The sequence below is a fragment of the Actibacterium pelagium genome, from assembly GCF_002285415.1.
In the GTDB taxonomy this organism is placed as follows: domain Bacteria; phylum Pseudomonadota; class Alphaproteobacteria; order Rhodobacterales; family Rhodobacteraceae; genus Actibacterium_B; species Actibacterium_B pelagium.
On sequence record NZ_NSBU01000005.1, the window covers coordinates 108,478 to 132,001 of the forward strand.

Consider the following 23,524-nt stretch of genomic DNA (forward strand, 5'->3'; position numbering starts at 1 on the left):
ATGGGTGTGATTGAATTCAAGAACGTCAGCAAAGGCTTCGGGGAAGGCACGGCCTATACCCCGGTCCTAAAAGACATCGACCTAAGCGTAGAGGAGGGCGAGTTCCTTGTCCTTCTCGGCTTCTCGGGCACCGGGAAGACCACCCTGATCAACCTGATGGCGGGGCTGGATACCCCCACCAAGGGCGAGGTTACTTTCAAAGGTAAGCCGATCACCGGCCCGGGCCCCGAGCGCGGCGTGATCTTCCAAAGCTATTCGTTGATGCCGTGGCTGACCGTGAATGGAAACGTCAGTCTTGCGGTCGATACGATGTTCCCGAAACTGTCGAAGAAAGAACGTCAGGAAAAGGTCGACCACTACGTCAAGATGGTGGGGCTTTCGCACGCGACCACACGTCGCCCGGCCGAATTGTCGGGGGGTATGCGCCAACGTGTAAACGTGGCCCGTGCTTTGGCGATGAACCCCGAGGTTTTGCTGCTGGACGAGCCTCTGTCCGCACTGGATGCGCTGACCCGCGCCAATCTGGCCGATGAGATCGAACAGATCTGGCAGTCCGACAAGAAAACCTGCGTCCTGATCACCAACGATGTGGATGAGGCGATCATTCTGGCCGACCGGATCATCCCGCTGAACCCGGATGGAACCTTGGGTGATGAATTCAAAGTCGACATCCCGCGGCCCCGCGACCGGATGGAGATGAACCATCACGATGGGTTCAAGAAGCTGCGTGCCGATGTCACGAAATACCTGATGGACGTCGGGATCGAAGCCAAGGTCGAAGGCACCAAGCAACTGCCAGACGTGACCCCGATCCACGGTGTTCCTTCGGCGGTTGCCGAGGCCCAGAAAGGCCTGATCGACCGTAACTTCCTTGATTTCAGCCAGCTGCACAAAGTCTATCCGACGCCCAAGGGTCCGCTGACCGTGGTCGAGGACTTCAACCTCAAGCTCAACCGGGGTGAGTTCATCTCTCTGATCGGTCATTCGGGGTGCGGGAAGTCGACCGTGCTGACCATGGCCGCAGGTCTGAACGAGATCTCGAAAGGGGCCATCAAGTTGGATGGTCGCCATGTGGAAGGCGCAGACCCTGAACGTGCCGTCGTGTTCCAGTCGCCGAACCTGTTTCCTTGGCTGACCGCCAAAGAGAACGTCGCGATCGGTGTGGACAAGGTCTATCCGAAAGCGTCGATGGCAGAGCGTCAGGACGTGATCGAATACTATCTCGAACGCGTTGGTCTGGCCGATGCGATGGACCGCCCGGCGCATTCCATGTCGAACGGCATGAAGCAGCGCGTCGGTATCGCCCGCGCCTTTGCCCTGTCGCCCAAGCTTCTGCTTCTGGATGAACCTTTCGGGATGCTGGACAGCCTAACCCGGTGGGAGTTGCAGGAAGTACTGATGGAGGTCTGGGACCGGACCAAGGTGACTGCAATCTGTGTGACGCACGATGTGGACGAAGCGATCCTTCTGGCGGACCGTGTGGTCATGATGACCAATGGCCCGCAGGCAACGATCGGCAAGATCGTCGATGTCGACCTGCCGCGCCCACGCTCGCGCCAAGCGCTGCTTAGCCACCCGGACTACTACAACTACCGACAGGAGGTTCTCGACTTCCTGGAAGAGTACGAACACGGCGCCAAGCCGAAGTCCAAGCCTAAAGCAATCGCGGCGGAGTAAGCACATGACAAAGAAACTGATTGTAATCGGTGCAGGCATGGCTTCTGGCCGCGCGCTAGAGCACCTTCTGGCCGAGGATCCCAGTTGGGATGTGACGCTGTTCAACGCGGAACCCCGTGGCAACTATGACCGGATCATGCTCAGCCCGGTGCTGGCTGGCGACAAGACCTATCAGGACATCGTCATCCATGACGACGACTGGTACGCCGAAAACAAAGTGACCTGTCGCTTTGGCGAGAAGATCGTTTCGATTGATCGCGCGGCCAAGACCGTCACGGCGGACAACGGCGAGGTTCTGGCCTATGACAAGCTGCTGTTCGGAACCGGCTCTAACCCTTTCATCATCCCGCTGCCCGGCCACGATCTGGAAGGCGTCATCGCTTACCGCGATCTGGAAGACACCGAGCGGATGATGTCCCTGCAAGAAGGTCAGAAAGCGGTCGTTATCGGCGGGGGTCTTCTGGGGCTGGAAGCTGCGGCAGGCATGGCACTGCGCGGCGTGGACGTCACCGTCGTTCACATCATGGGCCACCTGATGGAGCGTCAGTTGGACGAAGCCGCAGGATACCTGCTGCGCAAGGCGCTGACCGACAAAGGGATCACCGTCAAATGCAGCGCGAATTCCAAAGAGATTGTCGGCGAAGACGGCAAGGTCAAAGCCCTGATGCTGGACGATGGCACCGAGTTGCCCTGTGACCTGCTGGTCATGGCCGTGGGTATCCGCCCCAACGTTGGTCTGGCGCAGGAAAGCAATCTGGCGGTGGGCCGGGGCATTCAGGTCGACGACCAGATGGTCACCTCGGACGAAAACATCCTCGCCGTTGGCGAATGTGTCGAACATGACGGTCAGGTTTTTGGTCTGGTCGCACCTCTGTACGACCAAGCCAAAATCGTCGCGAAAACGTTGCAAGGTGAAGACGCCACATATGTCCAGAAATCGCTGTCGACCAAGCTGAAAGTCACCGGTTGTGACCTGTTCAGCGCAGGCGATTTTGCCGATGGCGAAGGCCGCGAAGACATCGTCTTCCGCGACCCGGCGCGCGGGGTCTATCGCCGTTTGGTCATCGAAGAGAACAAGATCATCGGTGCCGTGTTCTATGGCGACACCTCGGACAGTGCGTGGTTCTTCGGCCTGCTGAAAGACGGGACCGATATCTCGGACATGCGCGACACGCTGATCTTTGGACCGGCCTACCAAGGGGGTGCCGCTGCGGACCCTATGGCGGCCGTTGCAGCATTACCGGATGACGCAGAGATCTGCGGCTGCAACGGCATTTCCAAAGGCACAATTGTTGAGGCCATCAACAACGGTGCCACCGATCTGGCCGCGATCCGCGCCACGACCAAGGCGTCTGCCTCTTGCGGGACCTGCACGGGGTTGGTTGAACAGGTTCTCGGGGCCACTTTGGGCGACGATTTCGTCATCCCCGCCGCGCAATCGGTCTGTGGATGTACGGACCTAAGCCACGAGGACGTTCGCCGTCTGATCAAGTCGCAAGAGCTGAAGTCTCAGGCCGCTGTCTGGCAGGAACTGGGGTGGACCACGCCCAATGGCTGTCACGTCTGCCGCCCGGCGATCAACTATTACCTGCTGGCTGACTGGCCGGTAGAGTATCAGGACGACCCGCAGTCGCGTTTCGTGAACGAGCGTAAGCACGCCAACATCCAGAAAGACGGCACCTTCAGCGTTGTTCCGCGGATGTGGGGTGGGATCACCACCCCGAACGAATTACGCGCCATCGCGGATGCGGCGGACAAATACAACGTCCCGACCGTCAAGGTGACCGGTGGCCAGCGGATCGATCTGTTGGGCGTAAAGGGCGAAGACCTTCCTGCGATCTGGTACGACCTGAACCAGGCGGGCATGGTCTCCGGCCATGCGTATTCCAAAGGTCTGCGGACGGTGAAGACCTGTGTGGGCTCTGATCACTGCCGGTTCGGGACGCAGGATTCGACTGGTCTGGGCGTGAAGCTTGAAAAACTTCTGTGGGGCTCTTGGACACCGCACAAGGTGAAGCTGGGCGTCTCTGGCTGCCCGCGGAACTGCGCGGAAGCGACCTGTAAAGACGTGGGGATTGTCTGTGTGGACTCGGGCTATGAAGTCTCTGTCGCCGGTGCCGCTGGTATGGACGTGAAAGAGACCGAGCTTCTGGCCAAGGTCCCGACCGAGGAAGAAGCGATCGAGGTGACCACCGCCTTCATCCAGATCTACCGCGAAAACGCCAAGTATCTGGATCGTGGTTACAAATGGGTTGCCAAAGTGGGGCTGGACTGGGTCAAGGAGCAGGTCGTTGACGATCTGGAGCAGCGCAAAGCGCTGGTTGATCGGTTCGAACTGTCTCAATCAATCTATCGCAAAGACCCGTGGGCCGAGCATGCCCAACCCGAAAAGGCGCGCACCTATGCGCCGATGGCAGATCTGACACTGGAGGCGGCGGAATGAGCTGGCTTGATATTGGTTCCCTGAGTGACATCCCTGAACGCGGTGCCCGCATCGTCAAAACTGCTGTTGGCTGTGTCGCGGTGTTCCGCACCGCCGAGGACGAGGTCTTTGCCACAACCGACCGCTGCCCGCACAAGGGCGGGCCTCTGTCGGAAGGGATCGTTCACGGCAAGTCGGTGACCTGCCCGCTGCACAACTGGGTGTTCAGTCTGGAAACGGGCGAGGCGCAAGGCGCGGATGACGGTCATATCCGGACCTATCCGGTCTCGGTGCAGGACGGGCGCATTCTGATGGATGTCTCAGACCTGTCCAAGCTTTCGGCCGCCTGATGGATGGCGGAGCAGATCCAATCGTGACCCCAAAACCGGCGAATTTGGACGGGGTCACAACCCGAACAACCTGTGCCTACTGCGGGGTAGGTTGCGGTGTTCTGGCCACGACCGACAGCGCCGGTAGGGTCACCGTAAAGGGCGACCCTGACCACCCTGCCAACCTTGGGCGTTTGTGCTCGAAAGGGTCGGCCTTGGGGGAAACCATTTCGCTTGAGGGGCGCTTGTTACAGCCTCAGGTGGACGGCGTGGCCACTGATTGGGATCGTGCTGTCGCAACAGTCGCCGAAAGGTTCAAAGCCACCATCGCCGAGCATGGCCCCGACAGCGTGGCTTTCTATGTCTCTGGACAGTTGCTGACAGAGGACTACTACGTCGCCAATAAGCTGATGAAGGGCTTCATCGGGTCGGCCAATATCGACACGAATTCGCGGCTATGCATGGCTTCATCCGTTGCGGGTCACAAACGGGCTTTTGGTGCCGATACCGTGCCCGGCCAATACTCCGATCTGGAAGAGGCCGATCTGGTGGTGCTGGTAGGGTCGAATCTGGCGTGGTGCCACCCGGTTCTGTACCAACGTCTGGCCGCAGCCAAGGCGGCGCGTCCAGGCATGAAGGTCGTGAATGTCGACCCGCGTCGTACCGCGACCTCGGACCTTGCTGATATGCATCTGGCCTTGCGCCCCGGCAGTGATGTCGCGCTGTTCAACGGCTTGCTGGTGCAGATCGCCGAACAGGACGCGGTTAACACCGACTATGTGAATTCTTTTGTGAACGGTTTCGACGCGGCACTCGTCGAAGCCCGAATGGCGGACATTTCCGTCACCGGCCTGCAGCTGGAGGAGTTGCAGGCCTTTTATGACCTGTGGGTCGGGACAGAGAAAGTCGTCACGATCTATAGCCAAGGTGTGAATCAGTCCTCCGCCGGGGCCGACAAGGTGAATGCGATCCTGAACTGTCATCTGGCCACGGGCCGGATTGGCAAGCCGGGAATGGGGCCGCTGTCGGTCACCGGTCAGCCCAATGCGATGGGCGGACGCGAGGTGGGCGGTCTGGCCAATATGCTGGCCTGCCACCTTGATATCGAGAACCCCGCGCACCGCACCGCCGTGCACGAGTTCTGGGACAGCCCCGTCATCGCCGACAAGCCCGGCCTGAAGGCCGTTGATATGTTCAACGCCGTGGGCGAGGGCAAGATCAAGGCGCTGTGGGTGATGTGTACGAACCCCGTCGTCTCGATGCCCGAAGCCGACAAGGTGAAAGCCGCGATCAAGGGCTGCGACTTTGTCGTCGTCTCGGACATGTTCGCCGATACCGACACGGCAAAGCTGGCCGATATCGTCCTGCCCGCCACAGGGTGGGCGGAAAAAGATGGGACCGTCACGAACTCTGAACGCTGTATCAGCCGTCAGAAAGGCTTTCTGCCCGCCCCGGGCGAGGCGCGTCACGACTGGCAGATCATGTGCAACGTGGCCAAGGCCATGGGCTGGGCATCGGCCTTTGATTTCCATTCGCCGGCCGAGGTCTTCCGCGAGTATGCCGCTATGTCCGGCATCTCGGGCCGATTTGGACGGGACTTCGACATCTCGGGTCTGGCTGACGTGTCCGAGGCGGAATACCAGTCACTGAAACCCACCCATTGGCCGATTACCAAGACCCGCACCGGGGGGCGGTACTTTGCTGACGGCAGTTTTTTCACCGGTACTGGCAAGGCCAACATGCTGGCGGTGTCCTATCGCCCGCCGCAATCGATCCCGACAGAAGATGCACCTTATATCTTCAATACGGGCCGTGTGCGCGACCATTGGCACACGATGACCCGCACCGCGCGGTCTGCGCGTCTTAGCCAGCACTTGGCAGAGCCCTATCTTGAGGTTCATCCCGAAGACGCGCTGAAGCTGGGTCTGAAACCAGCCGATCTGGCCGAGGTCAGCAATGCTCACGGCCGCTCGATCCTGCGGGTGCTGGTGACAGACCGTGTCGCCCCGGGGCAGGTCTTTGCCCCCATGCACTGGACGGGTCAGACCTCATCCAGCGGGCGGATCGACACGCTGGTCACGGCGAATGTGGACCCTGTCTCGGGGCAGCCAGAAAGCAAAGCCGCCACCGTCGCCATCGCGCCCTACAAGGCCGGTTGGTACGGGTTTGCCGTCTGTGGCGATGCGCTGACCCCCAAAGCGGAATACTGGGCGCTTGCCAAGACAAAGTCCGGCTATCGGGCCGAACTTGCCGGCCGGAAAGCCCCCGCTGACTGGGAGGCTTACGCCCGCCAGATTTTTGACCTGCCCAATGCCCAAGTCGTCACTTACATCGACGAAGCGCGGGGTCTTGCACGGCTGGCGTTTTTGGAAGAGGGTGTCTTGCGCGCCGCCTTGTTCGCAGCGCGCGAACCGGTGGCATTGGCGCGTAGCTATGTGGCCGATCTGTTGGGGCAGGGCGCCAGTCCTGCGGTCCTGTCGGGCCGCCCCGGTGAAGATCAGCCCGATCCCGGCGCCACGGTTTGCGCTTGCTTTGATGTAGGGATCAACACCATTCTGACCGCCATCGAAACCAAGGGGCTGACCTCTGTCGATGCCATCGGCGAGGCGCTGAACGCGGGCACCAACTGCGGGTCGTGTAAGCCCGAGCTGGCCACGCTTCTGGTCAATGCCCTGACACCGAAAGCTGCCGCCGAGTGAGCCTTTCGAAATTTGTACATGCCATGGGGCGCGGTCCGGGCCGTGCCCGGTCTCTGACGCAGGAGGAGGCGTCAGAGGCCATGGCCTTGATCCTGTCCGGAGACGCCGACCCGCATGCGGTTGGCGCGCTCTTGATGCTCATGCGGTTTCGCGGTGAGATCGCGCCCGAGATTGCCGGGTTTGTCACCGCCATGCGCGCCGAGATCGCACCTTGGACGGGCACGCGTCCCGCCATCGACTGGCCCAGCTACGCGGCTGGTCGGACACGAGGGGTGCCATGGTTCCTGCTGGCGGCGAAGCTTGTTGCCCAGGCCGGGCATCCGGTGTTGTTGCATGGCTGGAACTCGCACCAAAACCCGATTGCCGATGTGCGTGGGGCGTTGCCCGAAGCGGGGATCAAGCAGGCCGGGTCTGTTGCGGACGCGGGTCAGATCATGGCCGCAGAAGGTATCGCCTATTTGCCGTTGGAAGCCTTCGCCCCAGAGCTTTTACGCCTTTTACGCCTGCGTGAAGTTCTAGGCCTGCGCTCGGCGGTCAACACGTGTCTGCGGGTGCTGAACCCCGGCGGGGCTGCGGTGTCGGTTCAAGGGGTGTTTCATCCGCCTTACCGAGAGTTGCAGATGGACGCCGGGGCGATCCTTGGCCAACCCGCCATGACCGTTATCAAGGGCGGTGGCGGAGAGTTCGAGCGTCACCCGTCCAAAATCATCGAATTGTTTGGTTTGAAGGACGGCACGCCGTGGCAGGCAACCGCTGCGCCGATCCTTGACGAAACACGCCGCCTTGCGGATGCCGAACACGCTCCCGCTGACTTGGCGCGCCTGTGGAGTGGCGATCTGGATGACCCATTCGCTGAAGCGGTCGTTCTGGGGACAGCCGCGCTGGCGCTGGAAGCCGCAGGAGAGCCGGAAGGGCTGGCCAAGGCGCGGAACCTTTGGCAAAACCGGCCCAAGGGCTAGGATATACCAGATGAAAACCTTTCCGATGTTTCTGCAAATGGCAGGCCGCCGCGTTGTTATCGCGGGTGGAGGCGAGCAAGCTGCCCAGAAAAGTCGCTTGATGCTGAAGACCGAAGCCGAGATCACATTGCTCGCGCCGGAATTGGACGATGAACTGGCGTCTTTGGTTGACCACAAACGCGCCAAACATGACGCGGGCCCGATCACCCCGGCCACTTTTGCGGATACCGCGCTGACCTTTATCGCAACAGGTTGCCCCGGCTGCGATGCGGCTTTGCACGCTTTGGCGAAAGAGGGCGGCGCGGTTGTGAATGTCGTCGACCAACCAGAGCTGTGCGATGCGGTCACGCCGTCGATCGTGGACCGCGATCCGGTGGTTGTCGCCATCGGGACCGAAGGCAATGCACCTGTGCTGGGCCGTCAAATCAAAACTCAGGTCGAAACGCTTCTGGAACCTGGCCTTGGCCAATTCGTAGCTTTGGCCGGGCGTCTGCGCGGTGCCGTAGCCGCCCGAGTGCCACGAGAACGTCGGCGCGAGTTCTGGCGCTGGGTTTTTGCAGAAACACCGCGTCGTCGCCATGCAGCAGGTGCAGAGCGTGAGGCAGCCATGATGGTGAAAGACGCCATTGCAGCCGGAGGCGCGCCAGATGATGCGGGGAAGGGAGTTTTGACCGTCATGGCCATCCCGCAAGCCGCTGATCTTCTGACCCTGCGCGCCGTTCAGCGCCTGCAAGAGGCCGACGTGATCTTCCACGACCCAGATGCCTCTGCAGCGCTTGAATTGGCGCGCCGGGACGCAGAGCGCATTGGGTCCGCTTTTGACACGCCGTCCAAGCGTACGGCTGCGCTTGCGATGTCACGCGCTGGTCAGCGCGTCGTCTGGCTGGGCGAAGGTGGCAGCTTGCGCGACGAAGACGGGGTTGAGGTTCTGTAGTCGTCGCTTTTCAACGCGGCCTGAACCTCTGGCGGCAATAGGGCCGCAGTCCGTTTGGACGGACCCAGCCCGAAGGTGCCACGTAAAACTTCACTCGCAGGCGCAAACCCGCCACGCAACGCCAACTGCAGCGCCTTGCCAATGCCGAACGCCTTGGCCCTCCAACTTGGACCCGATCCCCAGATTCGCAGGAACCGCATCCGGCTGCGATGAAGAAAATAGGCTGACAGTGGCGAGGGCATCCGCCCCGGAACAGCGGACCCAATCGCCGCGCCTGCGTGGTGCTCGACAGTGAACCCATCGCAGTACTCGATCGGGAAGGTTCCCCGCCGCATGGCCCAGTCACTTTCTTCGTAATACAGGAAGAAACCTTCATCCATCAGGCCCACGTCTTGGACAAATCGGCGAGATACAAGAAGGCTGGCGCCCGAGGCAAAGTCGATTTGCTCCGGATCAGGCGAGGGGCATCGCAGGGCTGAAAGGTTCTGGTGCAGGTTATGTGTCACGCCCGTCTTCCAGTTCACAGTGCCGCCGTCAGTCTGAATTCGATCCGATGGCTCTACATAAGCGACGCGTCCACCGGTTAGCCCGGCCCCCTTACCAGCCTCTAGAAATTGGATCAGGCGGCTGACTGTCCCGCCAGACACGATGCAATCTGGATTGAGCAGCCAGAAATGCGTGATCTCCCGATCCCGAAGCAGCTGTTGAAGCCCCAGATTAACGCCGCCCGCGAACCCTATGTTGCCCGAGGCCCGGATAAGGTCGATCTGGGGATTTTGCTCCGACAAACCCATCACAACATCCCGGGTTTCGTCGGTCGAACAATTGTCTACAATCACAATCCGCATCCGGCTGTCCGGACAGGGCAAAAGACTGTTCACGCAAGGCCCAACTGTCTGGGCTGCGTTATAGGTCACGATAACCACACCTATCTTCGGAGATAACATCGCAATGCTCCTTCCGGCAAAGCTTGTCGGACATTGGATTAATGTCGGATTAAGCCCGTAGCATCGAATGTGGAGAAATTTTTCACTGCAGCGCCGGATTCCCCCTTGACCCTGTTGGCGCGCTCCCTTAGCACACCGCTCACTTCTGGCGGAGTAGCTCAGTTGGTTAGAGCAGCGGAATCATAATCCGCGTGTCGGGGGTTCAAGTCCCTCCTCCGCTACCATTTCCCCGCAGGTCTGGTGAGAAATCGCCGGGCCTTTTGTTTGGGTAGGGTGGTGCTCAAACTGGTAGAAACGCCGCGTTATGGCCTTGTGCCACCTACAGCGGCGAATTCGACGGGAACCTCATAGCCGTCATCATCACATCGACAATTGGATAAACGTACTTGGGAGACAGTTCCAAGCAGTTCGTGGGGTCAAATGTCGTCTGGCGTTTGCTGTAGATCAATGCAGCATTCTGGATAAAGTTTAGTTTCGTATCAGTTTAGCCGATCTATTGACGAACCTTATTGGTTCTCCGCTGTGTGCCGAGAGCGGCTGGCTTACTGCAAACTAAATGCAAAACAGCAAGGGAGGAAAAGGTTATGGGAGAATTTGCAAATTCCGTGAGATTTTCGGTGAAACCCGACTGTGTTAGCGAGTTTCTGGCAGCGTTTGACCAAATGGAGAAGTGGACAGGACTGGAATCTCATCGGTTGGTTCAAACCGGCGAAACCTCTTTTGTGTCCTTCGGCGAGTGGGAAAGCGAAGCTGCGCTTGTGGCGGCTCGGCCATCCATGATTGCGTTTCTAGACACATTTCGAGGTTTCCTTGAGGAGATTTCTCCAGCGTTGGGCGTAACTGACCCCGTTTCTGGTGCAATAGTGAAGTCGCGGTAGTGGGCAGCCGCATCCGACCGGTCTAGTTTGATCGTTAGTGCATGATTTGTCTGAGGACGGTTACAACGAGCGGCCGCTCGACTGGTCGAACAGTTTTGCCTTTGACATGTCGACTTCAAAGCTGAAGGGGGTTCCCGGGTCGCGGGCGTCCTCTGGGCGAACTCGGGCAATCAGTTCAACTGACCCGATGCCAAAGACGATCATGGTATCTGGTCCAGTCGGTTCCACGACTTCGACGGGGCGCTCAAAGATGAACCGATCTGCGCCTGGCAGTTCGGTTCCAGCGGCAAAGATGGCTTCCGGTCGCAACCCCAATACGACTTCATGCCCATTGCCAACTTCAATCCGGTTGGCAATCGCGTCTGGCAGGGGAAAGCGAACTCTGGCTTCATCGTCCCCAGTTTCGACAAAGACTTCGTCGCCGGTTCTAAGCAACCGACCGGGCAGCATGTTCATCGGGGGAGAGCCCATGAAGCCAGCAACGAACAAGTCTACCGGGTTCTCATATATCTCTTCCGGAGGGCCGTATTGTCGTATTCGCCCTTCATCCATGACCGCGATCCGCGATGCCAGCGTCATGGCTTCAATCTGGTCATGGGTCACATAGACAACGGTCTTGCCCAATCGGAGATGCAGTTTCTTGATCTCGGTGCGCATGTCGATGCGGAGTTTTGCATCAAGGTTCGACAAGGGTTCGTCAAAAAGAAATACGTCGGGATCGCGTACCAGGGCACGGCCCATGGCAACACGCTGGCGCTGACCGCCGCTCAATTGCCCCGGTTTCCGATCTAGCAGGTGGTCGATTTGCAAAAGGCCACTAAAGGCGGCGACTGCGGCGTCCTGCTCGGCTTTTGGGACCCGCCGCGCCTGCATTCCGAAGGTGATATTGTCGCGCACGGTCTTGGTGGGGTAGAGCGCGTAGGACTGAAAGACCATGGCTATGTCTCGATCGCGCGGCGGGGTGTTGTTGACCACCTTTCCGCCGATTGTGACGTCTCCTCCGGACAGGGTCTCTAGGCCAGAGATTAGATTTAGCAACGTTGACTTTCCGCACCCAGACGGTCCAACCAGTACGACGAATTCTCCGGGTTCGATATTAAGATCTATGCCCTTGATGACCTCGGTGTTGCCGAAGGATTTCTGCACGTTTTTCAACTCTATCCCGGCCGCCATACTTTATCCTTTCATTGATCCCGCCGAGAGGCCGCGCACGAAATACGCACCGGCGACCACATATACGAGCATGGTTGGCAAAGCTGCGATGATCGCCGCCGCCATGTCGACGTTGTACTCTTTCACGCCTGTCGAGGTGTTGACGACGTTGTTCAGCGCGACGGTGACAGGGTTGCTGTCGCCGATGGTGAAGGCGACACCGAACAGGAAGTCGTTCCATATCTGGGTGAACTGCCAAATCACCGTGACAACGATCGCCGGGATCGACATCGGTAGCACGATCTTGAAAAAGATACCGAAGAACCCGGCCCCGTCGATCTGCGCTGCCTTCACGATCCCGTCCGAGACGCCAATGAAGAAGTTGCGGAAGAACAGCGTTGTGAAGGCCAGCCCATAGACCGTGTGAACCAAGATCAATCCCGGGACAGTGCCCGCCAACCCAAGTTGGCCGAGTGTGCGTGCCATTGGCAAAAGCACGACCTGAAAGGGAATAAATGCGCCAAAGAGGATCAGTGCGAAGATCCAGTTCGCCCCCGGAAACCGCCATTTCGTCAAAGCATAGCCATTTATCGCGCCAAGTGTGGTGGACAGCAGCACCGCAGGTACCGCCATGGCGATTGAGTTCCACATGAAGGGCTTCAGCCCGTCGCAGCGCACACCGACACACGCCGATTCCCAAGCTTTCGACCAGGCGTCAAAAGTGATCTCTCTCGGCAGGCTGATAAGCGTTCCCTCCCGGATCTCGGTCAGCGATTTCAGCGATGTTGAGATCATCACGATGAGAGGGATCAGGTAGTAGAGGCAAAACAGGCCAAGTACGAGGAAAAGGAGCCCGCGGAGCACGGAGCTTTGCAATGTCCGGGGGCGGACGATGCCGTTGGTTGTTCTAGGTCTCATTGGCCCGTCTTCCTGAGTTCCGAGTAAAGATAGGGGACAATGATCGCGGTGATCGTCATCAGCATGATCGTGGCGCTGGCCGCGGCGACCCCTAGTTCGCTTCGCTGGAAGGCGAAGGCGTACATGAAGGTCGCGGGCATGTCGGTTGCGTATCCTGGTCCCCCCCCAGTGAGTGCGACGACAAGGTCGAAGCTTTTGATCGCGAGGTGGGCAAGGATGATAACCGTCGACAGGAACACCGGACGCAAAATTGGCAGCACGATGCTGGTATAGGTCTTCCATGAGCTGGCCCCGTCGACGGCGGCGGCCTTCAGGATCTCGTCATCGACAGAGCGTAAGCCTGCCAGAAAAAGCGCCATCGCATAGCCCGAGCTTTGCCAGACAGCTGCAATGACCAGAGTGTAAATTGCGTAGTCCGAGTTGACGAGCCAGTCGAAAGTGAAGTCTTCGAATCCAGCCTTGCGAACAAGGTTCTCGATGCCAAGGCCGGGATTGAGTATCCATTTCCACACAGTCCCTGTCACAATGAAGCTAAGCGCCATGGGGTAAAGATATATGGTGCGGATCAGGCCCTCGGCCCGAACCCTCTGGTCGAGCAAGATCGCAAGAAGGATCCCGATAGCCATAGAGATGACAATGAACAGGCTGGTGAAGACAAAGAGGTTCGTGATGGCAACGTACCATCGCGGCGTGGCCCAGAGCCGTTCATACTGAGCGAACCCCTGCAACTCATAGTTCGGCATGATCCCGGACGGCGTCAGCGAGATATAGGCCGTCCAAGCGATGAAGCCGTAAACGAAGAACAGACTCAGCGCGAAGAGCGGCAGGACGACAATCTTGGGCAGATGCCGTTCGAACCAGTGGCCGGTTCTTAGACTGAAGGAAGGTGCATCAGACATCTCTGAAAACCGGCCCGGGCGGTGTCGCCCGGGCCTCTCGATCATTTACATTGCGCGAGCGACGGCTTCGGCCAGACGTCGCGTTGCGTCCTCTGAGGACATGTCCGAGTTGAAGAACTCGGTCACGAGATCAAGGAACTCTCCCCGCACCGAACGCGAGATCGCCATCTCATGCGCCATCGATGGGACGAGGGAGTTATTCTCAATCGCGGCGATCAGGTCGGCATGCGACCGCTGTGCGCACATATCGAACTCGTCAAGCGGCACGTCTGTCCGCGCCGGGATTGAGCCCTTCGCAAGGTTGAACGTTTTCTGGAATTCCGGCGACATGATCAGGCCTGCCAGAACCCGCTGGCCTTCTAGATTGTCCTCTCCCGAGACCTTGAAGAAGGTGAAGCTGTCAGAGTTCAGGACAAACCCGTTGCCGGGCGTCGGTGCGCAAACAAAGTCTTTGCCCGGCACTTTTCCAGCGGCCAGAAACTCGCCTTTTGCCCAGTCGCCCATGATCTGGAATGCCGCTTCGCCACGCATCACCATCGCGGTAGCCAGGTTCCAGTCTCTTCCGGGGAAGTTGGGATCGACATAGCCCCGCAGTTTGCGGAGTTGGTCGAAGGAGGCGACCATTGTCTCTGAGGTCAGCGCCTCTTGGTCAAGTTCGACGAGGGCTTTGCGGAAGAATTCGGCCCCGCCGATGCCAAGCACGACGTCTTCAAAAACTGTGGCGTCCTGCCAAGGCTGTCCGCCATGGGCAAGCGGTGTGATGCCTGCCGCCATCAGCTTGTCAGCAGCGGCGTTGAACTCGTCCCAAGTGGTCGGCATCTCGGTCACACCCGCCTGTTCCAGCAGCGCGGGATTGGCCCAAAACCAGTCAACCCGGTGAATGTTGACGGGCGCGGCCACGTAGTTGCCATCGAACTTCATGATACCAGCCAGCGCGGGCGGCAGGACGGCATCCCAGTTATCGCTTTCCGCGACACCCTGCACATCGTTAAGCGCACCCTGCTGGGCCCACTCCTGAATTCCTGGCCCTTTGAGCTGAACGGCAGTGGGTGGATTTCCGGCTACGACACGTGCGCGCAGCGCAGTCATCGCGGCATCACCGCCGCCGCCTGCAATGGGCGAGTCATTCCAGGTGCCACCCTGGTCTTCAAACGCAGACTTGAGCGTTCCGACCGCCTTTGCCTCGCCGCCCGATGTCCACCAATGCAGAACCTCCACGGTTCCGTCAGCCAGAGCGGAGTTGCTCAGCAGCGCTGCTCCCAATGCGCTAATTGCAGCGACTTTGCGAATCTTAATCATACTTAGTTCCTCCCAAATATAACGGTTGCAGATTGAACGGCTTGCCGAAGTCCGACGACGTCGCAACACCGAAAGGACCACTCAAAAATTGTGAGCTCGCAGGAACGTATATCGCTCCGCCTGTCATCGCGCCTTGATGAAGATCAATTGAGGAATTTTTGCGCGGCCGCCCTTCGTGGATGGCGACTAACTTTGTCCAGTTTCATGGGGTTTCCCGTTTACTGAAAGCACAAGACAAGTCCCGTCTTCAGAATGCGGTCAATCGCACTCGGACAGCTCTGTTCGCTCAGCAACCAATTACCTAGAAGGTGGTTCTGGTAGGCAATCCCTCCCATACAGTGATGATGGATGTATATGGCCCCCTGGTCGAGAGCCCGGAAAATGTTGTGGAGGTGTTCAAAAAGCTGGATAGTGATCCGCTGTTGGCTTGATTTCTCATGCTGAAGCACACCGGGGTTTCCAGTTTATGTTGCCACAATACAATTCGGAAACCCGAGAAGCAGGGGTAATCATAATCCGCGTGTCGGAGGGGCAAGTCCCTGCTCCGTTACTACTTCCCCTCAGCTATGGTGCCTCTTCGTTCTAAGGTGAGCGCCTGATCAAGCTTTAGGATCGGGCACTATTCCTTTCGGTGCGATTGTACGTCTTGGAGCATTTCGATGCGGGTCAATTATGGTCCCTACAGTCGAGAAAGTACTGCGGTCAGAACGCGCTCGGCTGCTTTGCTGAGAGAGCCAAACCGGTTTTCAATGATGAAGCAGGGCGAGACCGTCATTGGGGCCGCAACATCCAATATAGCAATTTCAGCCTGAAGCGGTCCGCTTGATAACAGTGTGGCGACTTCCTGAGTTTGCGGCGAAATCGTGTTTGGGCTTTCAAGAAGCGACAGGACCACAAGCAAGGACGACGAGTTTGTGACCCTTGGTGGTGTCGGAAGGCCTTGGTGTAGAAATGCGGACTCGACTGCCTGCCGAATGGGAGAGCCAAGCTCTTGGATGACCCAGTGGTAAGAAAGTGTTTCTTCCAGGGCAACGCTGGGCTTACCGACGAGTTCATGGTCGGGGTGCGCGAGAAGTGATACCTTCTCGCTGCGGGCGGGGTGAAGTTTGAAGTCGCGGCTGTCGTATTCGGGTGGAAGTCGGGCAATAACAAAGTCGAAGCGTCCTTCGCTTAATCCCCTGACAAGATCTGTAGAAGGCCCGACTTCAATGGTTAGTTCTATCTCTGGTGTCTCGGCTCTGATTTGACGCACTGCCGGCATCAGGCTGCCAACTGCTGGGCCGGTTACCGAGCCAATACGAACATGTCCAACGTCCCCCTTTGAAATTCGCGTGGCCTCGATCTCTAGTTCATCCAGAGTTTCAAGAATGACTTTTGCATGCCGAACGAAAACCTTGCCGATTTGGGTTGTTTCCATTCCTTTCGGATGGCGAATGAAAAGCGGATTACCTACCAGAGTCTCGACATCCGCAAGAATGCGGGACGCCGCCGGTTGCGACATAGCGGCTTTGTTCGCGGCAAGTTGAAGCTGTCCGGTTTCGGCGATTTTCACCAACAACCATAACTGATGCGGCTTAAGTCTTCGTGCAAAGTCCATGTCGGATGCATATCATAAATGGTATGCAAATTGCTAGAATTGCGAATTGAAAGATATGTTGACCAAGGGTTACCTCTTCCCCGAGTTCATCCGAGCTCATCAGGGAGGCCGCGCCATTACAAAATGGCGCATCCAATTGGAGGAAAATCATGAATTTCAAATCACTGCTGGCAACCGCCAGCACAGCCATTTTGCTGGCCTCTGGGGCCTATGCCGAAGGAACCGTAGGTATTGCAATGCCGACCAAGTCGTCTGCCCGCTGGATTTCTGACGGCGAGTCGATGGTCGAGCAATTCGCTGCGGCTGGTTACGAGACAGACCTGCAATATGCAGAAGACGACATTCCGAACCAGCTTGCCCAGATCGAGAACATGATCACGAAAGGCGTCGATGTACTTGTGATCGCCGCCATCGACGGCACGACCTTGTCGAACGCACTTGAAAATGCGGCAGCCTCAGGCATCAAAGTCATCGCATATGACCGTCTGATCCGCGACAGCGGGAACGTCGACTATTACGCCACATTCGACAATTTCAAGGTTGGCGTGCTGCAGGCGACCAACCTCGTCAACGGTTTGAAAGAGCGGTATGGCGATGTCAAACCTTGGAACGTCGAACTGTTTGGCGGTTCGCCGGACGATAACAACGCCTACTTCTTCTACAACGGTGCGATGAGCGTCATCCAGCCGCTGATCGACGTTGGATCGGTCAACATCGTGTCGGGCCAGATGGGCATGGACACCGTGGGCACTCTGCGTTGGGACGGTGCGGTTGCACAGGCGCGCATGGATAACCTTCTGTCGGCGCACTACACCGATAAGGAAGTACACGGCGTTCTGGCACCCTACGATGGCCTGTCCATTGGTATCCTGTCGTCGCTGAAAGGTGTCGGCTATGGGTCGGGCGACATGAAAATGCCAATCGTGACCGGTCAAGACGCCGAAGTTCCCTCGGTCAAGTCGATACTGGCTGGCGAGCAATATTCGACCATCTTCAAGGATACGCGAACACTTGCTGGTGTAACCGTCGGTATGGTGGACGCGGTCCTGAAAGGCGGCGAACCTGAGATCAACGACACGTCGACTTATGACAACGGCGTCAAAGTTGTTCCTTCATACCTGTTGGAGCCGCTGCCGGTGACGGCCGCCAACTGGGAAGAGCGTCTGATCGGGTCGGGTTACTACACCATCGACCAGATCAAGTAACCAAAGCTTCAATCTTCCTGGCTTGCCCGGACTGCGGTCCGGGCAGGTCCAGACTAACCACAGGGGTTGGCAATGTCCGCGCTTCTGGAAATGCGATCGATCACCAAGACCTTCCCGGGCGTCAAGGCGCTGGACGAGGTCAACCTGACCGTCAAGGAAGGTGAGATCCACGCGCTTGTCGGTGAAAACGGCGCCGGAAAATCCACACTTATGAAAGTCCTGTCCGGGGTCTATCCCGCAGGCAGCTATGACGGCGAAATCCACTATGATGGCCAGTTGGCAGAGTTCGGCGATATCGCGGATAGCGAACGGCGAGGGATCATCATTATTCATCAGGAACTGGCTTTGGTTCCGCTTTTGTCGATCGCCGAGAACCTGTTTTTGGGAAACGAACTTACCAAGGGCGGGATCATTGATTGGCAGGGTACCTTCAAGCGCACCGAAGAGCTTCTTAAGAAGGTCGGGCTCAGCGAGGCGCCCACAACTCTGGTAGATAAACTGGGGGTGGGCAAACAGCAGCTGGTCGAGATCGCCAAGGCGCTGTCCAAGGAAGTCCGCCTGCTTATCTTAGACGAGCCCACCGCGGCCTTGTCCGAGGCAGACAGTCAGGCGCTATTGAATCTGATGCTGGAACTGAAGTCGCATGGCGTGACCAGTATCATCATCAGTCACAAGCTGAACGAGGTTCGTCGTGTGGCGGACAGCGTGACGGTGATCCGCGATGGCACAACCGTGTCGACGATGGATGCCAAAACGCAGCCGATCACCGAAGATGCCATCGTGCGCGACATGGTCGGGAGGGATATGGCACACCGCTATCCGGACCGCGAACGGCGTGCTGGCGATATGTTGCTGGAGGTGACGGACTGGAACGTCTGGCACTCAGAGCATGTGGAACGTCAAGTCATCAAGAACGCCGCCTTCAATGTTCGCGCTGGAGAGGTCGTAGGCATCGCGGGCCTTATGGGCTCTGGCCGTACCGAATTGGCGATGAGCCTGTTTGGCCGATCTTATGGGCGCAATATCTCTGGCTCTGTCGCGATCAAGGGGCAGCCTGCCGATGTCTCTAGTGTGCCAAAGGCGATTGATGCGGGCTTAGCCTATGTCACTGAAGACCGTAAAAGTCTTGGGTTGATCCTGGAAGAGACCATTCAGCGCAATATTACCTTGGCAAATCTACCGGGAGTGTCCTCGGGCGGCATCTTGAATGAAAACGAGGAAACCGAGGTTTCCGAGAAATACCGCAACGCGATGAACATCCGCACACCAAGCGTGTTCCAGAAGGTGATGAACCTGTCTGGGGGGAACCAGCAGAAGGTCGTTTTGTCAAAATGGCTGTTTGCGCAGCCTGACGTTCTTATCCTAGACGAACCCACCCGCGGCATCGACGTTGGCGCGAAGTTTGAAATCTACGGGATCATCAATGATCTGTCCGCGCAGGGCAAAGGCGTTCTGATGATCTCGTCCGAGATGCCCGAGCTCTTGGGCATGTGCGACCGCATTTACGTAATGAACGAAGGGGCCCTTGTCGGTGAACTGACCGCCGAAGAGGCTAGCCAGGAGCGCATCATGTCGCTCATCGTGACCGAATAAGGAGACCCGGGGATGGCAATGGCTGAGACCACGGATATGGAAACCGAAACCAAAGGCATCGGCGAATACCTTAAAGCCCACCTGCGGGAATATGGCCTTCTGTTTGCGCTGATCGCAATCATGGCGTTCTTCCAGATCGTCACCGGCGGCACGCTGCTGCGCGCGGTGAACATCACCAACCTGCTGCTTCAAAACAGCTATATCATCATCATGGCTCTGGGGATGCTCGTCGTCATTGTCTCTGGCAATATTGACCTCTCGGTGGGCTCTGTAATGGGGTTCATCGGGGCCTTGGCGGCCGTGATGATCGTGAATTACGAGATCAACACCTACCTGACGATCCTTGTCTGTCTGGTGTGCGGGACGCTGATTGGCGCTGCGCAAGGCTACTGGGTGGCTTATTGGAAAATCCCATCCTTCATCGTGACTTTGGCGGGGATGCTGGTGTTCCGTGGCTTGTCCTTGTGGCTGCTGGAAGGTCAATCCGTCGGCCCTTTCCCGAAAGAGTTTCAGGTTCTCGCCAACGGCTTTGTCCCGGACCTTTTCCCGGCGAGCATCGGTGAAAGCCTCGCCCCTATCTTTGATGCTCGCAAGGTGAACGTTCTGGCGCTTTGCACCGGTCTTGTCGCGGCCTTCGTGATCGTCTGGATGGGAATGCGCAAACGAGCCCGCAACCGGGCCTATGGCATCGTGGACGAACCACGCAGCTTCTTTATTGCTCGGAACGCCATCGTCGGTCTGGCCCTGATCTTTATCATGTTCAAACTGTCCACCTTCCGCGGTTTGCCGAACGTTCTGATCACCATGGGCGTGTTGACCATCATCTACGCCTTTATCACCGAGAAAACGACGCTTGGTCGCCGCATCTATGCATTGGGCGGAAACGAGAAAGCCGCCAAGTTGTCAGGTATCAAGACAGAGCGCCTGACATTCCTGTCCTTTGCCAACATGGGCCTTCTGGCTGCGGCAGCAGGACTGGTCTTTGCGGCTCGCCTGAACACAGCGACCCCAAAAGCCGGTTTTGCGCTGGAACTTGATGTGATCGCAGCGGTCTTCATCGGCGGTGCCTCGATGTCTGGCGGTGTTGGCAAGATCGTCGGCGCCGTGGTCGGGGCCTTCCTGATGGGCGTACTGAACAACGGTATGTCAATTATGGGTATCGGCATTGACTATCAGCAGATGATCAAGGGACTTGTGCTGCTCGCAGCGGTGATCTTCGACGTTTACAATAAGTCGAAGCAGGGCTGAGCTATGACCTTCACCCCTGCAAAGTGGCCCCGGAAACTGCGTAGCCAGGAATGGTACGGCGGCACGTCGCGCGACACGATCTATCATCGTGGTTGGTTGAAAAACCAAGGCTACCCGAACGACCTGTTCGATGGCCGCCCGGTGATCGGGATCCTGAACACTTGGTCCGACCTGACCCCTTGCAACGGTCACCTGCGAGAGTTGGCCGAGAAGGTAAAGGCTGGCATTTGGGAGGCCGGGGGCTTCCCGGTCGAGGTGCCCGTCTTCTCTGCGTCGGAAAACACCTTCCGTCCTACGGCGATGATGTACCGCAATCTGGCGGCGTTAAGCATTGAAGAGCAGATGCGCGGCCAGCCCATCGACGGTGCAGTCCTGATGGTGGGCTGCGACAAAACCACCCCGTCGCTTATGATGGCTGCTGCGTCGACTGACATTCCGTCAATCGTAGTAACCGGCGGGCCGATGCTTAACGGGTATTTCCGAGGCGAACGTGTCGGATCTGGCACGCACTTGTGGAAGTTCTCGGAGGCGGTCAATGCCGGAGAAATGAGCCAGGAAGAATTCCTTGAGGCCGAACAATCCATGTCGCGCTCGACCGGCTCGTGCAACACGATGGGAACTGCCAGCACCATGGCCTCTATGGCAGAAGCACTTGGCATGGCCCTGTCCGGCAACGCTGCAATCCCGGCCGTCGACAGCCGCCGTCGGGTGATGGCGCAACTGTCCGGGCGTCGGATCGTTCAAATGGTGAAGGACGATCTGAAGCCTTCAGATATCATGTCCAAGGAAGCTTTCGAAAATGCGATCCGTACGAATGGCGCGATTGGAGGTTCGACCAACGCAGTTATCCACTTGCTTGCGATTGCCGGGCGAGTGGGTGTCGACTTGTCTCTTGATGATTGGGACCGATGTGGGCGCGATGTCGAAACCATCGTGAACCTGATGCCATCAGGTGAATATTTGATGGAAGAGTTCTTTTATGCCGGCGGCCTGCCAGTGGTTCTGAAGCGTCTTGGCGAGGCAGGTAAGCTGCACAAGGATGCCCTGACCGTGTCGGGCACCAGTATCTGGCAAGAGGTTAAAGATGTTCTGAACCACAATGAGGACGTCATCCGCCCTGTCGGGAAAGGATTGACCTCACAAGGTGGGATCGCCGTCTTGAAAGGGAACCTTGCCCCCAAAGGGGCGGTTCTGAAGCCTTCTGCCGCGTCGAAGCACTTGTTGAAGCATCGAGGCCGGGCAGTCGTGTTCGAAGACATTGATGACTACAAAGCCAAGATCAAAGACGACACGCTGGACATCGACGAGACCTGCATCATGGTTTTGAAGAACTGTGGGCCCAAGGGGTATCCCGGCATGGCAGAAGTTGGAAATATGGGTCTGCCGCCAAAGGTTCTGAAGAAGGGGATCACCGATATGATCCGCATCTCCGACGCCCGAATGTCTGGCACAGCTTATGGTACGGTCATTTTGCATACATCTCCTGAGGCAGCGGCGGGCGGGCCACTGGCGGTCGTGCGCAATGGCGATGTGATTGCGCTGGACGTAGAGAACCGCAGTCTACATCTGGATATTCCAGACGAAGAACTTGCCGCGCGACTGAAGGACTGGACCCCTCAGCATCCAGTGCTCAGCGGCGGTTATGAATGGCTGCACCAAGCCCACGTGGAAGGTGCTGACACCGGCGCTGATCTCGATTTCCTCAAAGGCTGTCGCGGGGCGGCGGTCGGAAAGGACTCGCATTGATGCAGATCGCTCTTGTTGGGATTGGAAAGATTGCATTGGACCAACACGTTCCCGCAATTACTGACAGCCCGGACTGGGAATTGGCAGCCACTGTTTCGCGTCAGGGTTCGGTCGGCGGTGTTCCTGCCTTTACCGACTTTGACAGGATGCTGGCAGAACGCCCCGATATCCGCGTGGTGTCGCTGTGCTTGCCACCTGTGCCACGTTTCGACTATGCCGCGCGCGCTATCCGCGCTGGGCGCCATGTGATGCTGGAAAAACCCCCTGGGGCGACGCTGTCAGAGTGTCATGCGCTGGCCGACATGGCGCGGGCGCAGCGCGTATCTCTCTATGCGACATGGCATTCGCGTCAGGCCGACAAGGTGCCCGGGGCAAAGGCTTGGCTGAAAGATAAAAACCTGCGGCGTGTGACGATCACATGGAAAGAAGACGTGCGACAATGGCACCCCGGTCAGGACTGGGTATTTGAGGCAGGCGGTCTGGGTGTTTTCGACCCCGGGATTAACGCGTTGTCGATCCTAACTGAAATTTTACCCGACCCAATCCATCTTTGCGCGGCAGAACTGCACTTCCCAGAAAACCGCGAAACCCCGATCGCCGCGAACTGCCGCTTCTATCATCCGCAAGGGGCCGAGGTGACGCTTGACCTCGATTGGCTGGAGCCCGGTTCGCCGACCTGGTCAATCGAGGTTGTTGCTGAAGAGGGGCACATGTTGATGGAAAATGGCGGTGGCAAGCTGACGATCGACGGTGCGCCCGACAAATGCGTGCCCGGGTTAAGCGGGGAATATCCCAGGCTTTATTCGCAAATGGCAGACCTGGTGAAAACCGGCACCGTTGACATTGATCTTGCGCCGATGCGCCACGTCGCGGATGCCTTCACCCTTGGCAAACGTGTAACCGTCGCGCCGTTCGAGTGGTGATGAAATGACCAAGCAGGCCTGCCCAAGTTTCACCAGTCGCGATCAGGTATCGTGGCACTTTTTTAGCTGCGGGCACTCTCCCCACTGACCCGGAACCGA

General features: G+C 58.1%; 18 protein-coding genes and 1 tRNA gene. 13 read left to right on the forward strand and 6 right to left on the reverse strand.

All coding sequences use genetic code 11. The annotated features are described in order from the left end of the window. From CLM58_RS05580 to CLM58_RS05605, 6 genes are read left to right on the forward strand one after another with little or no spacing between them, the layout of a single operon-like run. The gene (locus tag CLM58_RS05580; protein WP_095595213.1) at positions 1-1,677 is read left to right on the forward strand and encodes an ABC transporter ATP-binding protein; all 1,677 of its coding nucleotides are present in this window, start codon (positions 1-3) and stop codon (positions 1,675-1,677) included. A 4-nt stretch (positions 1,678-1,681) separates the two neighbouring features. Continuing rightward, positions 1,682-4,120, forward strand: a complete 2,439-nt coding sequence (gene nirB, locus CLM58_RS05585) for a nitrite reductase large subunit NirB (protein ID WP_095594949.1) — start codon at positions 1,682-1,684, stop codon at positions 4,118-4,120. Then, on the forward strand, positions 4,117-4,449 hold the full coding sequence (gene nirD / locus CLM58_RS05590) for a nitrite reductase small subunit NirD (protein ID WP_095594950.1): 333 nt from the start codon (positions 4,117-4,119) through the stop codon (positions 4,447-4,449). The genes nirB and nirD overlap by 4 nt, the downstream gene beginning before the upstream one ends. Next, a complete protein-coding gene (locus CLM58_RS05595; protein ID WP_095594951.1) occupies positions 4,449-7,127 on the forward strand; it encodes a nitrate reductase in 2,679 nt (892 codons plus the stop codon). Before nirD ends, CLM58_RS05595 begins: the two co-directional genes overlap by 1 nt. Beyond that, positions 7,124-8,086, forward strand: coding sequence for a glycosyl transferase family protein (locus CLM58_RS05600; protein WP_095594952.1), 963 nt, complete (start codon positions 7,124-7,126; stop codon positions 8,084-8,086). Before CLM58_RS05595 ends, CLM58_RS05600 begins: the two co-directional genes overlap by 4 nt. Before the next feature lie 10 nt (positions 8,087-8,096). Continuing rightward, positions 8,097-9,020: an NAD(P)-dependent oxidoreductase gene (locus CLM58_RS05605; RefSeq protein WP_095594953.1), complete on the forward strand. Its 924-nt coding sequence runs from the start codon at positions 8,097-8,099 to the stop codon at positions 9,018-9,020. On the opposite strand, the gene CLM58_RS05610 is transcribed toward CLM58_RS05605, so the two are convergent. Further along, positions 8,954-9,967 carry a glycosyltransferase family 2 protein gene (locus tag CLM58_RS05610; RefSeq protein ID WP_095594954.1) on the reverse strand — a complete coding sequence of 338 codons (1,014 nt, stop codon included), beginning with the start codon at positions 9,965-9,967 and terminating at the stop codon, positions 8,954-8,956. The two genes, CLM58_RS05605 and CLM58_RS05610, sit on opposite strands and share 67 nt — an antisense overlap. A 147-nt stretch (positions 9,968-10,114) precedes the next feature. Here CLM58_RS05610 and CLM58_RS05615 point away from each other — a divergent pair. Together CLM58_RS05615 and CLM58_RS05620 are read left to right on the forward strand one after the other, a co-directional pair. Next, a tRNA-Met gene (locus CLM58_RS05615) sits at positions 10,115-10,191 on the forward strand. Positions 10,192-10,551: 360 nt separating this feature from the next. Next, positions 10,552-10,845, forward strand: a complete 294-nt coding sequence (locus CLM58_RS05620) for a putative quinol monooxygenase (protein WP_095595214.1) — start codon at positions 10,552-10,554, stop codon at positions 10,843-10,845. Positions 10,846-10,905: 60 nt separating this feature from the next. On the opposite strand, the gene CLM58_RS05625 is transcribed toward CLM58_RS05620, so the two are convergent. The 5 genes from CLM58_RS05625 to CLM58_RS05650 all read right to left on the reverse strand — a co-directional run bounded on the left by CLM58_RS05625 (position 10,906) and on the right by CLM58_RS05650 (position 16,710). Then, on the reverse strand, positions 10,906-12,018 hold the full coding sequence (locus tag CLM58_RS05625; RefSeq protein ID WP_095594955.1) for an ABC transporter ATP-binding protein: 1,113 nt from the start codon (positions 12,016-12,018) through the stop codon (positions 10,906-10,908). Between the two features lie 3 nt (positions 12,019-12,021). Next, positions 12,022-12,915 carry a carbohydrate ABC transporter permease gene (locus CLM58_RS05630; RefSeq protein WP_095594956.1) on the reverse strand — a complete coding sequence of 298 codons (894 nt, stop codon included), beginning with the start codon at positions 12,913-12,915 and terminating at the stop codon, positions 12,022-12,024. Further along, a complete protein-coding gene (locus CLM58_RS05635; protein ID WP_095594957.1) occupies positions 12,912-13,814 on the reverse strand; it encodes a carbohydrate ABC transporter permease in 903 nt (300 codons plus the stop codon). The genes CLM58_RS05630 and CLM58_RS05635 overlap by 4 nt, the downstream gene beginning before the upstream one ends. Before the next feature lie 45 nt (positions 13,815-13,859). After that, complete coding sequence (locus CLM58_RS05640) at positions 13,860-15,113, reverse strand: ABC transporter substrate-binding protein (RefSeq protein WP_095594958.1); 1,254 nt, start codon at positions 15,111-15,113, stop codon at positions 13,860-13,862. A 679-nt stretch (positions 15,114-15,792) separates the two neighbouring features. After that, positions 15,793-16,710 carry a LysR family transcriptional regulator gene (locus tag CLM58_RS05650; RefSeq protein WP_095594960.1) on the reverse strand — a complete coding sequence of 306 codons (918 nt, stop codon included), beginning with the start codon at positions 16,708-16,710 and terminating at the stop codon, positions 15,793-15,795. 149 nt (positions 16,711-16,859) lie between these two features. On the opposite strand from CLM58_RS05650, the gene chvE reads away from it, so the two are divergent. The 5 genes from chvE to CLM58_RS05675 all read left to right on the forward strand — a co-directional run bounded on the left by chvE (position 16,860) and on the right by CLM58_RS05675 (position 23,425). Then, entirely contained in the window at positions 16,860-17,915 is a 1,056-nt protein-coding gene (gene chvE / locus CLM58_RS05655) for a multiple monosaccharide ABC transporter substrate-binding protein (RefSeq protein ID WP_095594961.1), read from the forward strand. A 72-nt stretch (positions 17,916-17,987) separates the two neighbouring features. Further along, entirely contained in the window at positions 17,988-19,508 is a 1,521-nt protein-coding gene (gene mmsA, locus CLM58_RS05660) for a multiple monosaccharide ABC transporter ATP-binding protein (protein ID WP_095594962.1), read from the forward strand. Between the two features lie 12 nt (positions 19,509-19,520). Further along, positions 19,521-20,756, forward strand: a complete 1,236-nt coding sequence (gene mmsB / locus CLM58_RS05665; RefSeq protein WP_095594963.1) for a multiple monosaccharide ABC transporter permease — start codon at positions 19,521-19,523, stop codon at positions 20,754-20,756. A gap of 3 nt (positions 20,757-20,759) precedes the next feature. Further along, positions 20,760-22,502 carry an L-arabinonate dehydratase gene (gene araD / locus CLM58_RS05670; protein WP_095594964.1) on the forward strand — a complete coding sequence of 581 codons (1,743 nt, stop codon included), beginning with the start codon at positions 20,760-20,762 and terminating at the stop codon, positions 22,500-22,502. Further along, complete coding sequence (locus CLM58_RS05675; RefSeq protein ID WP_095594965.1) at positions 22,502-23,425, forward strand: Gfo/Idh/MocA family protein; 924 nt, start codon at positions 22,502-22,504, stop codon at positions 23,423-23,425. Before araD ends, CLM58_RS05675 begins: the two co-directional genes overlap by 1 nt. Positions 23,426-23,524: the final 99 nt, after the last annotated feature.